11 protein-coding genes are annotated in these 16,265 nt (G+C 70.8%); 3 read left to right on the forward strand and 8 right to left on the reverse strand.

What is annotated here, in order from left to right; genetic code table 11:
• The first annotated feature begins 9 nt into the window (after positions 1-9).
• A complete protein-coding gene (locus AB0B86_RS10245) occupies positions 10-6,198 on the forward strand; it encodes a S8 family serine peptidase (RefSeq protein WP_357417341.1) in 6,189 nt (2,062 codons plus the stop codon).
• An 86-nt stretch (positions 6,199-6,284) separates the two neighbouring features.
• On the opposite strand, the gene AB0B86_RS10250 is transcribed toward AB0B86_RS10245, so the two are convergent.
• Genes AB0B86_RS10250 through AB0B86_RS10270 form a run of 5 tightly spaced genes read right to left on the reverse strand, consistent with a single transcriptional unit; the run spans position 6,285 to position 10,834 of the window.
• Positions 6,285-7,004: a hypothetical protein gene (locus tag AB0B86_RS10250; protein ID WP_357417344.1), complete on the reverse strand. Its 720-nt coding sequence runs from the start codon at positions 7,002-7,004 to the stop codon at positions 6,285-6,287.
• Positions 6,992-8,596 carry a hypothetical protein gene (locus AB0B86_RS10255; protein ID WP_357417346.1) on the reverse strand — a complete coding sequence of 535 codons (1,605 nt, stop codon included), beginning with the start codon at positions 8,594-8,596 and terminating at the stop codon, positions 6,992-6,994. The genes AB0B86_RS10250 and AB0B86_RS10255 overlap by 13 nt, the downstream gene beginning before the upstream one ends.
• Positions 8,593-9,471, reverse strand: coding sequence for an ABC transporter ATP-binding protein (locus AB0B86_RS10260; RefSeq protein ID WP_357402228.1), 879 nt, complete (start codon positions 9,469-9,471; stop codon positions 8,593-8,595). Before AB0B86_RS10260 ends, AB0B86_RS10255 begins: the two co-directional genes overlap by 4 nt.
• The gene (locus AB0B86_RS10265; RefSeq protein ID WP_357402226.1) at positions 9,468-10,295 is read right to left on the reverse strand and encodes a hypothetical protein; all 828 of its coding nucleotides are present in this window, start codon (positions 10,293-10,295) and stop codon (positions 9,468-9,470) included. The genes AB0B86_RS10260 and AB0B86_RS10265 overlap by 4 nt, the downstream gene beginning before the upstream one ends.
• Complete coding sequence (locus AB0B86_RS10270; RefSeq protein WP_357402224.1) at positions 10,292-10,834, reverse strand: RNA polymerase sigma factor; 543 nt, start codon at positions 10,832-10,834, stop codon at positions 10,292-10,294. The genes AB0B86_RS10265 and AB0B86_RS10270 overlap by 4 nt, the downstream gene beginning before the upstream one ends.
• A gap of 85 nt (positions 10,835-10,919) precedes the next feature.
• Here AB0B86_RS10270 and AB0B86_RS10275 point away from each other — a divergent pair, with 85 nt between their 5' ends.
• Positions 10,920-12,020 carry an NADAR family protein gene (locus AB0B86_RS10275; protein ID WP_357402222.1) on the forward strand — a complete coding sequence of 367 codons (1,101 nt, stop codon included), beginning with the start codon at positions 10,920-10,922 and terminating at the stop codon, positions 12,018-12,020.
• A gap of 69 nt (positions 12,021-12,089) precedes the next feature.
• On the opposite strand, the gene AB0B86_RS10280 is transcribed toward AB0B86_RS10275, so the two are convergent.
• From AB0B86_RS10280 to AB0B86_RS10290, 3 genes are all read right to left on the reverse strand, one after another.
• A complete protein-coding gene (locus AB0B86_RS10280; protein ID WP_357402220.1) occupies positions 12,090-13,430 on the reverse strand; it encodes a glycosyl hydrolase family 18 protein in 1,341 nt (446 codons plus the stop codon).
• A 64-nt stretch (positions 13,431-13,494) separates the two neighbouring features.
• The gene (locus AB0B86_RS10285; protein ID WP_357417349.1) at positions 13,495-13,710 is read right to left on the reverse strand and encodes a hypothetical protein; all 216 of its coding nucleotides are present in this window, start codon (positions 13,708-13,710) and stop codon (positions 13,495-13,497) included.
• Between the two features lie 391 nt (positions 13,711-14,101).
• Positions 14,102-15,499 (reverse strand): ricin-type beta-trefoil lectin domain protein, encoded by a 1,398-nt coding sequence (locus AB0B86_RS10290; protein ID WP_357402218.1) that lies wholly within the window; start codon positions 15,497-15,499, stop codon positions 14,102-14,104.
• Positions 15,500-15,932: 433 nt separating this feature from the next.
• Here AB0B86_RS10290 and AB0B86_RS10295 point away from each other — a divergent pair, with 433 nt between their 5' ends.
• A complete protein-coding gene (locus tag AB0B86_RS10295; protein WP_357402216.1) occupies positions 15,933-16,061 on the forward strand; it encodes a hypothetical protein in 129 nt (42 codons plus the stop codon).
• Positions 16,062-16,265 lie beyond the last annotated feature (204 nt).

Raw genomic sequence — 16,265 nt, forward strand, 5'->3', positions numbered from 1 at the left:
AGGATTCTCATGAGACTCAAAGCCCTCGCGGCTTCGCTGGCCACAGTGGTAGGCCTGAGCCTGATCCAGGCGCCACCGGCCGCCGCCGCCGAACCGGATCCGAGCGCCGCCGCCAACAAGATCGCCTCGAACCTGAAGGACCGCTTCCGCACGTCGCCGGAGTCCGACTTCTGGATCACGTTCGACGCCAAGGCCGACCTCGAACCGACGAAGAAGATCACCGACTGGGCCGCGCGCGGTCAGTTCGTCTACGACGCGCTGGCCGCGGCGGCGAAGGACTCCCTGGCGTCCGTCTCCACCGACCTTGACCGGGCCGGGGTCACATACACCTCCTACCCGATCGCCAACGCCGTGCTCGTCAAGGGGGGCAACGAGAAGCTCGCCCTGCGGGTGGCCGCGAAGGTGCAGGTCGCCGAGATCCACGCGACGCCGCAGGTCGCGCTGGTCGAGCCCGTCGAGGAGAAGGTCCCCGCCGACCAGGCGGCCCGCCCCGCCGCCCCGAAGGCCGGCGTCCAGGCGGACACCACCACGTGGGGGCTGGACGCCATCCACGCCCCGCAGGCGTGGGCCATGGGCGCCACCGGTGCGGGCATCACCGTGTCCAACCTCGACTCGGGCGTCCAGTTCGACCACCCCGCACTGATCCACCAGTACCGCGGCACGAAACCCGACGGCACCGTCGACCACAACTACAACTGGATGGCCACCCGGGGCGCGTGCGCTGGCGCACCGTGCGACGACAACGGCCACGGCACGCACACCATGGGCACCATGGTCGGCGCGGACGGCACCGACCACGTAGGTGTCGCCCCGGACGCGCAGTGGATCGCGACGAACGGCTGCTGCGACAACAGCGGCGTCGAGTCGCTGCTGCGGTCCGGCTGGTGGCTGCTCGCCCCGACCGACGTCCAGGGAAACAACCCTGACCCGTCCAAGCGCCCCCACATCATCAACAACTCCTGGGGCCAGACGGAGGAGCACAGCTTCAACGACTTCTTCCAGGCCGTCGACGAGGCCTGGACCGCCGCGGGCATCTTCAGCGTCTGGTCGTCGGGCAACACCACGCCGTACGCGGACTGCGACACCGTCTCCTCGCCCGGCTCCGCCGAGGGTGCCTACTCCGTCGGCGCGTACGCGTCGGACGGCACGCTCGCGCCGTTCTCCCGCAAGGGCGAGGGTGAGGGTGGCCGGATCAAGCCCGAGATCTCCGCTCCGGGCGACGGCGTCCGTTCGTCCTACCCGGGTAACAGCTACACCGAGATGTCCGGCACGTCGATGGCGTCACCCCACGTCGCCGGTGCCGTCGCGGCGCTGTGGAGCTACGACCCGACCTTGATCGGTCGGGTCGAGGAGACCCGCCGGCTGCTCGCCGAGTCGGCCGTCGACGTCGACGACACCGAGTGCGGGGGCACCGCCGAGGTCAACAACAAGTACGGCGAAGGGCGGCTCGACCTCGTTCGCCTGCTCGAGCTCGCGCCCCGCACGGGCGGCACCCTGACCGGTGTGGTCACCGCCGACGGCGCGCCGGTCCCCGCTGCCGAGGTGACGATCAGCGGACCGTTCAGCCGGTCGATCGGCACCGACAAGGACGGCCGGTTCACCACGAACCTTCCGGTCGGCGACTACCAGCTCAGCACCAAGGTCTTCGGCTACCTGACCGCGACCGCCAACGTCACAGTCACCCTGGGCCAGGACACCTCGGTCAAGCTGCCGCTCACGGCCGCCGCCAGGCACGACATCAGCGGCAGGGTCATCGACGACAAGAAGCAGCCGGTCGGGAACGCTGACGTCAGCGTCATGAGCACCCCGTTGAAGCCGGTACGCACGGACGCCAACGGCGCGTTCACGATCACCGCTGTGCCGGAGGGCGGGTACAAGCTGAACGTCAAGCCCAACGCCTGCTTCTCGCCGAAGACCGTGCCGCTTACCGTCGGCGCGCAGAACGAGTCGCCGGAGATCCCCGTCGGGCTCGTCGTCGACAAGGGCGGCTACAGCTGCGCCGTCTCCGACGGCGAGTACCTGCGCGGCACCGACCCGGTAGCGTTCACCAGCGGCGTGTGGGCGACGGTGAAGCTGCCGTTCCCGATCGCGCTCTACAACGGCAGCCACGACACCCTGGGCATCGGCCTACGCGGTGTGATCTCGCCGGACACCAGCACCGGACCCGGCAGCGGCGGTGCGGGCATCTTCCCGTTCTACGTCCAGACGCCAGTCGAGTTCGCCCCCGGCGGTGGAGTCTTCACAGCGGCGACAAAGGTCAACGGCGAGGACGCGTTCGTCGTCGAGTACCGCCACGCCAAGCTCTGGGCCTATCCGGACCGGTCGGAGTACACCGAGCCGGTCAGCTTCTCGGCCACGCTCACCCGCTCCGGCACGGTGATCTTCGGGTACGGCGACGGCATCGGGTCCGACGACCCGGTGACCGCCGGCGCCCACGCCGTCACCGGCATCCAGGGCTGGGCCGGCGTCGACGGCATCCGGTTCTCCGAGAGTGCCCCGGTGCTGCGCGACGGGATGATCGTCAGCTACGACATGCCTGACTTCGGGTACCTCGACGCGACTGTCGTCGACCAGAACGACGGGCTGCCGGTGGCCGGGGCCAAGGTCTCGTTCACGAACAAGGTGGGGCTCGTCGAGACTGTCACGACAAACGCGACGGGCGTCGTGCACCGCCAGCTTCCGGTCGGCGACTACAGGATGACTGTCGACGCGCCGAACTACACCACCGCGGCGTACCCCTTCGCCCTCGACAAGCTCTACGCGAGCGCCACGATCGATGCGCGTCTGACCACGGGTGTCGCCGGTCTGAAGGCCGACGGACTCGACGCGCTGCTGGGCACCGACCAGAACGGTGCGGGCTCGCTGACGCTCACCAACAACGGCTCCGCCCCCCTGACGTACACCCTGGGTGAGGCCGCGCGCCACCCCGAGCTGGACGCCGCCGGTGCCACCGGGCGCATCGGCAAGGGTGCGGCCAGCACGATCGACCTCACCGCGTGGAAGGCCGGTGCGAGCGGCATGAAGCCGTCGAACGTCGACGGCAAGGCGGCGACGGCGAGCGCCGCGGCAGCACAGGCCGCCGCCACTGTCGGCCCGACCGCCGGCGGTGACGTGCTCACCCGCATCGCCATCCCCGGCACGATCGCGGAGAAGGAGCCCTCCGGCATCGGGTACGACGGCGACGTCTGGGTCCACGACTACAACAAGCGGACCAACACCGCCTACACGGTGACGGGCAAGCCGACCGGAAAGGTCTTCGACGCGTCGTGGAACCCCTCGTACCGGGCGTTCGACATGGCGCTGGACACCAAGACCGGTGACATGTGCCAGATGGAGGACAGCCCGGCCAGCTACATCCACTGCTTCGACCGCAGTACCGGGAAGGAGACCCGGCAGATCAAGGGTGACTGGTCCACGCTGCAGCTGACCGGTCTCGCCTACAACCCGAAGGCGGACGTGTTCTACGTCGGCGGCCGGGCGAACGGCATGATCGGCACCGTCGCCGGGACGTCGCACGACAAGCCGGGTGCGTTGCTGTCCTTCTGCGCCCCGCCGTTGCCCGAGGTGATGGGCCTTGCCTACAACCAGGCGTCCGACACCATCTGGTACACCGACCTCACCTCGAACCGGCCCACCCGCCTGCTGCAGGTCGACCCCGACGACTGCTCGTTGGTGAACGCGTGGTGGTTCCCGGGCCAGAAGGTGGGCCAGGGCGGCGGTCTCGAAACCGACGCGACCGGGGCGCTGTGGGCGGCGGACCAGATCGCCGATGACGTCGTGCTCGTCGACGTCGAGGACGACCTGGTCACCGACCTGCCGTGGCTGACGCTCTCCTCGACCGGCGGCACCCTCGCCCCGGGCGAGTCGACCACCGTCAACGTCGCGATCTCGTCGAAGGACGCCAAGCCCGGCGTCATCGGCGCGAACATCGTGGTGCGGTCCGACTCCGGACGCCAGTCCAAGACCTACGTCCCGGTGACGCTCACGACCACGAAGTACCAGGTCGGCGTCAACGCCGGCGGCGCGAAGTTCACCGACGGCTCCGGCTTCACCTGGTCGGCGGACCAGGCCGCCGGCAAGACGGCGTGGGGCTACGAGGGGAAGACGAAGGTCGCGTCCACGAAGGCCGGGATCGACGGTACGACCGACGACTCCCTGTTCCAGTCGCAGCGCACCACGACGGAGAAGCAGTTGTTCTACCGCTTCCCCGACGCGCCAAAGGGCACCTACGCGATCGACCTCGGGTTCGCCGAGATCGACAAGGTGGCCAAGGGCAAGCGGGTGTTCGACGTCGTCGTGGACGGAACGCTTGCGGAGTACGCGTACGACCCGGCGGCGGCCGTGGGGCCGAACGCCGCCGACTGGCGCAACGCTGTGGTGAAGCACGAGGGCGGTCCGCTGACCGTGGAACTGCGGGGTTCGAAGGGGCTGAAGCCGCCAACCATCGCCGCGCTGCGGGTGACGCTCGACCCGCGCGCGGAGCAGGCGGAGCCGGAGCCCCAACCCGAGCAGCCGGAGCCGGGCCCGGTGCCGGTGGCTCCCGCCGGTCGCTCGTACACGATGAAGGTGACCGACGGGCTCTACCGTCAGGGCACCGAGGAGTCCGGGTGGCGCGGCGACGACCTCTGCGGCGTGCTGTGGTTCGACAGCAGCTTCCTGTTCCCGTTCTACGACACGGCCTGGGACGGCGTGTGCGTGACGACGAACGGCACGCTGACCTTCGACCGGGCCAGCACGTCGGGAGGCAACACGGCGCTGCCGGGGCCGTACCCGATCGACGCGATCTACCCGCTCTGGGACGACCTCGTCGTCGACGACGAGGCCGGGATCTACTTCGGCAGGACCGAGGTGGACGGCTTGGCGGCGGAGGTCATCGAGTGGCGCAACGTCGCGTTCTACAACGACCGGGCCGCGCGCGTGAGCTTCTCGGTCACCCTGATCGCCGACGGGCGGATCCAGATCGGGTACGGCGACGGCGTCGGTGGCGACAACCCGCTGACCCGGGGATCGTCGGCGACGGTCGGTGTGGAGAGCCTGACCCGCAACCCCGCGGGGCAGCACTCCTTCAACCAGCCCGTCCTGAAGGCCGGCCTGGGGCTGGAGTACACCCTCCCGGCCGCCGGCACGATCGAGGGAACGGTGACCGACAAGAACGACGGCAAGCCGATGGAGGGCGCGATCGTCACGCTCAGGGGGCCGGCGGGTGAGCGGGTCATCACCACCGACGCGAAGGGCCGGTGGAAGGCGCAGGCGCTGGTCGGCGAAAACACCGTGGAGGTGTCGTCGCCGAACTACGTCACCGTCAGCCACCCGGTGACCATCGCCAAGAAGGATCAGGCCGAGGTGGTCGACACGGCGTTGACCTCGGGCATCGCCACCGTCACCGGAGGCGACTTCGACTGGCTCCTCGACAAGGGCCAGCAGGTCACTGCCGACGTGACGGTGACAAACACCGGTTCCGCCCCGCTCGAGGTGCGGGTCAGCGAGCAGAAGCGCACGAGCGACGGCGGGCACGAGTCCGCCGACCTTCCGTGGCTGACCCTCACCGGCGCGGCCGCAACCGGCTCGGTCACGCTCGCGGTCGGCGCGTCCACAACTGTCACGGCGACTGTCGACAACACCGGCGTCGAGCCCGGCGTGCTCGTCGGCGACGTGTTGGTGGCGTCGAACGCCGGCAAGGGGGAGGCGCAGTTCACGCCGGTCCGCCTGGCGACCTCGGCCTACTGGCAGGGCGTCGACGTCGGCGGATCCGGGCACGTCGGTGCCGACGGCTTCGTCTGGTCGCCCGACCAGGAGCTCGGTTCGCGGCCGTGGGGCCACGTCGGTGGCAAGGCGCGGACCACCAGGGCCGACATCGCCGGTACCGAGGACGACGCGCTGTTCCGCACCCAGCGGACCGGCGAGACGTTCAGCTACGTGTTCAAGAACACCCCCGTCGGGACGTACCGGGTCGGCCTCGACTTCGCGGAGATCGAGAAGGTGAAGGCCGGCAAGCGTGCGTTCGATGTGCTCGCCGACGGCAAGGTCGTGCTCTACGACCACGACGTGCAGGCGAAGGTGGGTGCGCAGACCGCGGACATCAACATGGTGACCGTCGAGCACGCCGGTGGTGATCTGACGATCGAGCTTCGCCGCGACAAGGGCGAGGGCGACCCGATCCTCAACGCCCTCAGCGTCCAGCAGGACCCGCGCCGGTGAGATAGCCGATCATCGGAGCCTCCCCGGCGATCCTTCGCCGGGGAGGCTCCGCAGGTCGGGGGAGTCGCGGCGATCCCGGACGGCTGTCAGCGTCCCGGAAGGCGGCGGACGGTGAGCACCCCGGCGGTCGCCAGCAACGTTCCCGCCAGGAGGTACGTCCAGCGGTCGTGGGCGGCGTCCCAGCCGTCGTCCACACCCACGAGCAGCGCCGCCGAGGCCGGCAGCAGCGCCACCACAGTCATCGCGAGCAGCAGCATCGGGGCGGCGAGTGGACTGGCAACTCCGTGCGGCGAACGTCGCCAGCCGACTGCCGACGCGAGGAACGCGACCGCCGCGACGGTGACGGCCTCACGGGTCAGGTCCGGGTACGGCAGCGACGCGGTCTCCGGCCCGGCCCGTGTCACGAGCAGCGCTGCCGCCCAGCACGCGCCGCCGACGACGGCAGCGGGGACCGCTCGTGCCAGCGCGCCGAGCCAGGCCGGAACCGGCAGGGTCTCCGCGATCGGCTTCACGGGGTCGTCGAGCGCGAACGTGACGCCGAGGCCGATGCAGGCCATCACCAACCGCAGCAACGTGAGGTGGTGGTCGAGGGGCAGGACCGACCCGGTCACGGCCGGTGGGATCACGACCGCCACACCGACGATCCCGGCCGCCAGCAGCGGTACGATCCGCGTCGCCCGCAGCGTCGGCCAGACCAGCACCGCCGCCGTCCGCAGGCGTCCGTGCCGCCTCGGCGCTGGCGCGTTGCCGGCCTGGCCCGACGCGTCGACGGCGTCCCCGGTGGGCACCCCGCTCAGTGGGCGCACAACGGCTCGCCCTGATCCGGGGACGGCGGCTGGATGGCAACCCCGAAGATGGCACCGAAGCGCTCCAGCGGTGTGCCCGGCGCGGTCAGTTCGGCCCAGTGTCGCTCGACGAGCGGCGCCACCTCGGTGGGCGACCGTCGCAGCAGCTCCAACGCTGGTGCCGCCGCCCGGTCGGGTGCCGAGATGCCGAACGGTGCGGACGGGTCGCTGAAGACGAGCGCTCCGGTGCTCGCCTCGTCCAGCGAGCGCATCCCGGCCCGGGCGGCCGGCGACGCCCGCCCGACCAGCCACACCAGCAGCGCCGACCGGGCTCCGCACAGCGAGAATCCTCCGTCGTACGCCCGCGCGGCTATCAGCCGGTAGGCGACTCCGGCGGCGAGGATGGCTGTCGCGCGGTTGTCGCCCCACACCGTGCCCACCCGTACCGCCTCCGGGGTGCCCGCCGCGGCATCCGCGGCTTTCCACCCGGCCACCACGCGCATGTCCTCGGCGACTGAGCCGATCTGGCCCGTCGGGGAGATCTCGTCGAGGACGGTCCGCTGTCGTACCGCGAGCGGCGGACCGTGCGCGGCGACGCCGTCCGGCATGACCTCGCGTACGGAGGTCACCACCGACTCCCAGCCCGGGACGAACCCGTCGAACCCGTCGAAGTAGCAGTAGGTGACGTCGTCGCGGAGGACGCACGACTGGATGTTCGCCGGCCGGTTCTCCACAGTCGCGCGGGCCGCCGCGATGCCCGGGTCGGGTCGCGACTGGGACAGCCCGCCGCCGACGGTGAGGATCAGCCCGACGGCGAGGCCGGCCGCGACCATCGACCTCCGTGCCCTGGTCCGGGCCAGAACGGCCGCGACGAGCAGCACGGTGATCCCGACCAGATAGGCGAGGTGCCGGGCCGCGGGTCGGTCGGAGACGCCGGCGGGCACCGGGGCCGCGAACTCGCTGACGTAGACCGGGAGCAGGAACCGCCAGCCGGTCCCGCTCAGGGTCGCGGAGATCGCCACGAACTCCAGCACGAGGACGAGCAGGACGAGCAGTGGGGCGACCAGCACGGAGCGGATCAGGACACCGGCGAGCACCCCGACCGAACCGAGGAGCAGCACCAGCGCCGACGGGGTCACCAACGCGGCGACGTCGACGCCCCCGGCCGCGCCCGGAAGCGCCGCGGCGACCCCGACCCGGACGGCGACGACCAGGAGGCTGAGGCCGGCCAGCGGTAGCAGTGCCAGCAGGAACCCGCCGACCCGCCAAGCGGGCGACAGCACCAGCACGTCGAAGGACACGTCGACCCTGTGCCGGTGCGCCCGCAGCGTGACCAGGTTCGCCACGATCAGCGCCGACCCGCCGAGGATCGGCAACGCGAGCAGCTGGATGACGATCAGCTCTTCGGGGAGCACCGGATATCGGTTGGCCGTGCCCGACAGCCAGCCCCACAGCCACGGGCCGAGGAACAGGAGCGCTGCCGCGATGGTGAACGGGTGTCGCAGCATCCGGAGCGCCTCGAACCGGGCGAGGGCGAGGAGCGCCTGCCGACGCCGGTGTGTGGACGACGGCGTCGGACGGGCCGGCGTGGCCACCGTCAGGGCGGCGGTCACCGCGCGCCGCCCACGGTCATCGACGCCTCCGCACCGGGGACGACGCCGACCAGCGTCAGGTAGCCGTCCTCGATGGACGGTGCGGTCAGCGCGGCCCCGGGTGGCGGGTCGCCGACGTGGCGGTGCAGCCCCGTGCCCGTCCGCCACGACGCCAGCGCCCCCGGCTGCCGCGCCGCGCTCGTCCACACCCGGCCGGCGGCGAGCCCGGCCAGCTCCGCCGGGGTGCCCGCGAACCGCACCCGGCCCCGGTCGAGGACGACGACCTCCTGGCAGAGCGACATGACGTCCTCGGTCTGGTGGGTGGACAGCAGCACCGTCCTGCGCTCGCCCAGGTCCGCGACCAGCTCCCGGAACCGCAGCCGCTGCTCCGGGTCGAGACCGACAGTCGGTTCGTCGAGGATGACGAGGTCCGGGTCGCCGACCAGGGCGGCCGCCAGCGCGAGCCGTTGCCTCATACCGCCGGACAGGGTCCGGATCCGGGATCGCCGGCGATCGGCGAGGCCGACGGCGGAGAGCACCCGGGCGACCTCGGCGTGCCGCGCCGTCCGGTGGGTGAGCTCCTTGAGGATCGCGACGTAGTCGACGAACTCGAAGGCGGTGAACGACGGGTGGAAGCCGGGGTCCTGCGGCAGGTAGCCCAGCCGGCGTCGGACCGCGAGCCGCCCGGGTGACGTGCTCGGATCGTGGCCGAAGACCCGCAGCGTTCCGCCACCGGCCGGCAGGGCGGTCGCGACGATCCGCAGCAGGGTCGTCTTGCCCGCGCCGTTCGGGCCGAGCAACCCGGTCACCCCGGTGCGCAGCGTGAACGACACGTCCTCAAGCGCTGTGGTGCGCCCGTACCGCAGCGCCAGACCGTCTGCCTGAACGGCGGTCATGAAACTCTCCTCATCGGGTTGGGGACGTGGTAGCGGTCGTAGGTGCCGCGCTGACGGGCCAGTCCCACGGCGGCGATCCCGCCGACGACAGCGACGCCTACCTGCCCGGCGAGCGTGAAGAGGAGCCGGTCGCCGAAGGTGGAGGCGACCACCGCCGCCCAGCCGCCGGCGACGACGACCACTGCCAGCCCCGCGCCGAGCCGAGCCGAGAGCAGCAGCGACAGCACGGTCAGGGCGAGCGACGGCAGGAACCAACCGGTCGCGCGCAGCCCGTACTCGTAGATGAAGAGGCTGGCCACGGCGGACAGCGCGGTGGTCGCGGAGAGGACCGCGAGGCACCGCAACAGCAGTAACCGGAACGAGCGGATCGGAGCGACAAGCGCGATCTCGTAGGTGGGATCGATGCCGGGCGCGAACGACATCCCGACCGCCACCAGCGGCAACAGCGGGGCGACGGCGAGGAACACTACCGGGTCGGTGAGCACGGCGACCGTTGCCGTCAACGCGGCCGTGACCGCTATCGCCACGAGCCACGACAGCCGCAGCGCCGGCGTCGCCGCGAGCAGCCGCGCGGTGTGGTCGGGAACGCCGACCGTGATCATCAAGCGCTCGACGGGCCCCGGCCGCGGCGCGTCCAGGGCGACGTCGAGGCGGGCCCAGCCTCCGTCGATCGCCCACCCCAGGTCCTCGGTCGCGGCGGCGGCGAGGCGTTCGCGGCACTCACCGCACGCGGCCAGGTGCGCCTCGGTGGACCACAGACCAGGGGCGGTGAGGGTACGGGTGGCGTAGGCGCGTAGATCCTCGTCGAGCAGGTGCCAGGTCATGTCAACTCCTCTCGCAGCTGCCGGCGGGCCCGCATCGCCCGCGTCTTGACGGTGCCGGCGGGGATGCCGAGCAGGACGGCGGCCTCGGCGGTGGAGAGGCCGTCGAGGACTGTGGCGCGGATGACCGCGCGCAACTCCGGGGAGAGGCGGGCGAGGGCGCCCCCGAGGTCGCCGTGCTCGAGACCGACAAGCACCGCCTCCTCGGCGGACGATTCGTCGCTGCCGCGCAGGCGGGCCAGCAGCCGGCTGAGCCGATCGCGGGAGGTGCGGCGGCGCAGCGCGTCGATGAGCCGGCGCGACGCGATCCTCCACAGCCAGGCGGCAGCGTCGGTGTCGCGAGGCCGGAACGAGGCCGCGGCGCCGGTCCACACCCCGAGGAATGTCTCCTGCACGACGTCGTCGATGAGGGCATCGTCGGCGCAGCGGTAGCACAGCCGCAGGCGTAGCCACGGCGCGTGCCGGCGGTAGAGCGCCTCGAACGCGTTCCGGTCGCCGCCTGCGATCAGGGCCAGGAGGTCGGCGTCGTCCTGGGCGGTCATGCCTACCTATCGCAGTGGGATCGAGGTTTGGTTCGCATCCCTAGCACAGCTTCCTGCCAGCGCTCGTGTCGTTAGGCTCGCCGGCATGCCGGACAGCACCGCAACGTCGCGCTTGGTTGGCGACGACGTCATCAAGGGGCGGCAACGTCTCGTCTTCGTCAACAGAGGAGATCACTACGCGCTCAGCACGCTCGGCGTCTTCGCCGACGGCGTCGTCCTCTGGCGATTCGGATCGACTGATCTCGACGGTCTGCGCGCCGCGTTCGACGACGGCACCCTGACCCTGACCCCGCCCGAGGGCGCAACGCTGATCATCACCGGCACGGCACGCGGGACCGTGCCGGCGCTGGAGTCCTGGCTGACTCCGGAGATGGTGATCGGCGAGCTGGCCGACGAGGTGGACGATCTCAACGATCGACCGGACTCGGCACGACGGTGCTGGAACGCGCTTCTGACGTATGCCACGGATCCGACAAGCGCCAACCTGGAGATCGTCCGCGAGCTGTATCAGGCGGTACCCGAGCACCGCCGAATCTTCATGCTCGGCGACATGGACCAGAACGACCTTCCGGTACGGATCCTGCTCGCCGAGGTGGGCGAGACGATCCCGGCCCGACGCTCGGACCGCACGCTCACTGTGACCCCGGAGGTCCGGGAGCGGGCGCTCGACTATTTCCGCCGGAGCGAGGTCGGTGTCGCCAGAAGCGGGGCGCGGCGGGTGGCGGACGGACCGGAGACGACAGCCCCGCTTGTCGTCGGCGGCCGCGTGTACCCGAGCGGCTGGCCGGATCCGGCGGGCTTGGAGGTCCTGCAGATCGACTATCCGGCAGCTGTCACCTTCGGCGGCCGGGACTACGCGAGCGTCATGCACGCCTACTGGGCGCTGTCCACCGACGACGGTGACTGGCACGACCGGATCGCCGCCGCCGGCCGTGGCCTCGACGCCCGGACACTCGGCGAGGAGGCGCCCCGGCGGGCGGGCTGGCCGGCGGCCCGGCTGGGCGTGATGGCCGCGTTGCTGCGGGACAAGGTCGAGCGCCATCCGACGGTGGCGGCGACACTGCTCGGCACTGGTGACGCCCGGCTGCTCTACAACGACTGGGCTTCGAGGTACTGGAGTTCCAGCGGCGCCAACTGGCTGGGACGGTTGCTGGAACTCGTCCGTTCCGAGCTGGCCACCCGATGACCGGGCCGGCCGTAGCCGGAGCACCGGCCCGGGTCCGACCCGGGCCGGTGCGGAGAAGAGCCGGGTGGCTCAGCGGCCCTGGAGGCGTTTCACGTTGTCGCCGAAGGTCCAGCCCTTCGACCCGTCCCAGTTCGCCGACCAGGTCATCAGGCCCTTCAGACCGGGCACCGAGTTCCAGGCCTGGGTGACGAGGGACGTCGACAGGTAGCCGCCGCCGGCACCGTTCTGCGCCGGCAGGCCGGGGACCTGCTTGTCGTACGGCACGCGGATGGTGGTGCCCTGGATGGTGAGGCCGTTGTTGAGGCACTGCGTCTGCACAGTGAAGCCCTGCACGGTGCCGGCGGGGTACGAGTCGCCGGCGCAGCCGTACATGCTGCCGTTGTAGTACTGCATGTTCAGCCACCAGAGCCGGCCGTTGTCGACGTACTTCTTGATGATCGGCAGGTAGGAGCCCCAGATCGAGCCGTAGACCACGCTGCCGCCGGTGACGTACGCCGTTTCCGGTGCCATCGTCAGGCCGAAGTTCGCCGGCATCCGGGCCAGCACTCCGTCGATGATCCGGATCAGGTTGGCCTGCGACGTCGACAGGGTGTTGATGTTGCCGCTGCCGGTCAGGCCGGTCTCGATGTCGATGTCGATGCCGTCGAAGTGGTAGGCCGTCAGGATCGGCACGATCGTCGCGACGAACCGGTCGGCGACGGCGGTGGAGCTGAGGTCGATGCCCGCGGCGGCGCCGCCGATCGACATCAGGATCGTGGCGCCGGCGGCCTTGGCCTGGCACATCTCGGCCGGGGTGGCCACCTTCACGCCGGCGTCCATGCCGTTTTCCCACAGGACAGTGCCGTCCGCGCGGATCACCGGGAACGCCGCGTTGATCACGTTGTAGCCGTGCTGGTTGAGCCGGCTGTCGGTGATCGGGATCCAGCCGAGTCCGGGGTGGACGCCGTTGGTGGCGCCGTCCCAGTTCTCCCAGTAGCCCTGCAACACCTTGCCGGCGGGCCGCGACTTCACCGCGCAGGTCCCACCGGTCGGCGGCGGCGAACTGGTCGGCGGCGTGGTGGGTGGCGGCGTGGTGGGTGGCGCGGTCGTCGGTGCTGGCGTGGTGGGCGGCGGAGTGCTTCCCGAACACGCGCCAAGGTCGCGCCAGAGCGACGGGGTAGCGGCGGGGTTCCAGCCGGCCCCGGGGTACGCGGTGTGGGCGACAAGTGCCTGGTAGAGCCGGCCGCCGTAGGTGACCTGGGCGCCCGTCTGGTAGGTGGTGCCCTCGGCCCAGGCCGGTGCGGTGCAGGCGACCATCGCAACGGCGTTGCCCGCGGACACCGCTGCCATGCTGCTGGGGACGAAGGCGACGGCGGCCGTGACGGTCATCGCCGCCCCGGCCAGCACTGCGACAATTCGACGGCTCCGCATAGCGCACTCTCCAGGCTTCGGCGACCTCGTGGCCTCCCCATATTGACGTCCGTGACGTTTAATATCAAGGGTTCTTTACAGTTTCCGGCAACCGCGGCGAGTGTCGCTGTTGGTCGTCATCCCCGTTGCGGGACATCGCGAAGGGGTCCTCGGGCGGGAAGCAGCCGTGGTCCTGCCCGGAACACTCCTCGTCGAGCACCGCCCCCTGCACCCAGCCGGCCGGCAACAGGCCGTCCGGCCGGCTGCTGACTCGCGCGCCGGCCGGGGTTCCACGGTCCACCAGATCGCCGTCCTGGGCGCCGGCGGCGAGCGTCCCATCCCGGTCGAGCAGGGCGTGTACGGCGTACGGCGAACCGCCTCACCGCCCCAGCCCTGCCGATCTTGGAGTTGTGGTGGCCGTATCGGCCACTTTTGCGACTTACGTCCACCACCCCAACTCCTTGATCGACCCGGGTGGGCGTGCCGGACCCGCGAAGATCGCGCTCGATCGTTGAAGGAGTGCCCTCGTTCTCGGTGCAGGCCACTGGATCGTGGATCGAGCACGATCTTGTGGCGGGGTGGCGGGGTGGCGGGGTGGCGGGGTGGCGGGTGCGATTGGACCGGGCAGGTGTGAGGTCGTGCGGGCGGGCTCAGCGTGACGCCGGGCCCGCCCGTCTCGGTTCGGCCGCTCGTCAGGCGAGGGGCGTGAGCCGGAACTGCTGGTTGGTCTGCCCGTGGCAGTCGTACAGCTGGATCGGGGCTCCGTTGGCAGTGCTCCAGACGTCCAGGCACCGGCCGGACTGGACGCTGCTGATGGTGCCGTTGGAGTTGACGTTCCACTGTTGGTTGGTCTGGCCGTGGCAGCTGTAGATCTGGACCGCCGCGCCGTTGCCGGAGCCCGCCGCGTCCAGGCACATGTTCCCGTACACCTGAAGTTGTTTGCCTGAGGTGTAGGTCCAGGTCTGGTTCGTCTGCCGGTTGCAGTCGTACAGGGTCACCCGGGTGCCGTTGGTGCGCGAGGCGTTGGGTACGTCGACGCACCGGCCGGACTGCGTGCCGACGATCTGGCTGGCGGAGCCGGGTGGGGTGGTGGGCGAAGCGGTGGGGGTCGGCGTGTTGGTGGGTGTCGCCGTCGGGGTGACAGGTGTCGAGGGCAGCAACGGGCAGGTGCTGCGGTAGGTGACCACGCCGCTGGAGTCCAGCAGCGGGCAGAGGAACTGGCTGTACCGGGCGTCGTTGTCGATGAACATCTTGACGAACGGCAGCATGGTCCGGACCATCACCGGGTTCGACCGTCCGACCATGAACCCGTGATCCGCGCCGGCCACCTCCACGTAGACGCTCTCCGTCGTGCTGGGGAGGCTGTTGTACAGGCTGGTGGCGTAGGACGGCGTGACCACAGTGTCCGCCTGCCCGGCGAAGACCATCGTGGGCACCCGGTCGTTCGCCAGGTTCGACGACGGCGAGTACGGCGCGATGCCGACCGCTGCCTTCAACGACGGTCGCCGGGTGGCCGCGCTCAGCGCGCCACCGCCGCCCATCGAATGACCGGCGACCGCCAACCGGGTGGGGTCGACCCGGTCGCGTACCGGGCTCTGCTGGGTCAGGTAGTCGAGCGCGGCGAGCAACTGGGTGCCTCGGGCCGTGTCGAAGTCGTTGCGGCTGTTGGTCTCGATGCCGATCACGACGAAGCCGTGGGAGGCCAGCCACGGCCCCATCCAGGCCAGTTCGGCGGAGAACAACGCGGTGTAACCCGGCGAGATCGCGATCGCCCCGAAGGTGCCCTGGCTGGTGTCGGTCGGGTAGTAGATCCTGCCGCCGTTGAAGCCGTACCCGGTCGGGACGCTCACCGACGTGTTGGCGAAGGGGCCGTTCACGGCGGTGACGCTGGTCCGGGTGGGGTCCGGACCCCGCTGGTACGGGTTGTCGGCGGCCGATGCCGACCCGGTGGTCACCGTCAGGGTGAACAGGCCGACCGCGGCGGCGATCCCGACCGCGGCGAGCTTGAACAGCCGGCCGCGCAACCGGGAGGGTGCTCGGACGACGTGGGCGTTCTCCGCGGGTGGGGGGTGGTGTGCAGGTCCTCGCACGGTCGGTACCTCCTGGTGGTGGGTGGGTGCTCCGGCGTTGTTCGATCGTCGGCGTTGCCGCGTCAGCGGACCCAGCCGGTGCGGCGGCCGCACAGAGCAGCGGCGACGCCCGCCGGTCGGCCGAGTTATCGGAGCAGTTCCGGAAGGGCTGGGCGGTGGTTGTCGAGCGCACCTGGTGCGGAAAGGATCATGTTAACGTTCACACTCATCGATGGCTCCCAGGCTGGCAGAAAGTTCCAGCTTTTTCAACCGGTAGTTTCGGGTTTGTTACGGCTCCGGAGGTCGGGGTGCGCGTCATCCACGGCCGGGACCTCGCCGCGGCGTCAGCGGCGGCGCCTCGGTCAACCCTCGCGGCACCGGAGTGGGTTGCTCGCCGGGTAATCCGGGAAGGGATTGACCCAGCCGCGTACCTCCTCAGTGGACGGAGACCGACATGCTGGAAAACCTCGCCGTGGTCGGCGGCCCGAAGACGCCTGTCGCCCAGCCGGTGCTGATCGGCTTCTTCGTCCTCGTCGCGGTCGCCATCGCCGTCATCCTGGTGCTGCGCTCGCGCCGCAGGTAGCGGCGCACGGCCGGCACCGGCCCGCCCCAGGCACGCCCGTCAGCGCTGCTCGCCAGGTGTGCTCCCGGGCTCCGGTGGAAGCGTGCCACCCAGGCCCACTGGACGATGCGGACACGCCTCCTCGGCCGCGGGTTGCCGGGGCGCTTTGCGGTCATCTACGGTCGACGATGCCGGAGTGAGAGGCGCTGCGACGGACCAGGTCCG

It is taken from the genome of Micromonospora sp. NPDC049047 (genome assembly GCF_040649135.1).
GTDB lineage: Bacteria > Actinomycetota > Actinomycetes > Mycobacteriales > Micromonosporaceae > Micromonospora.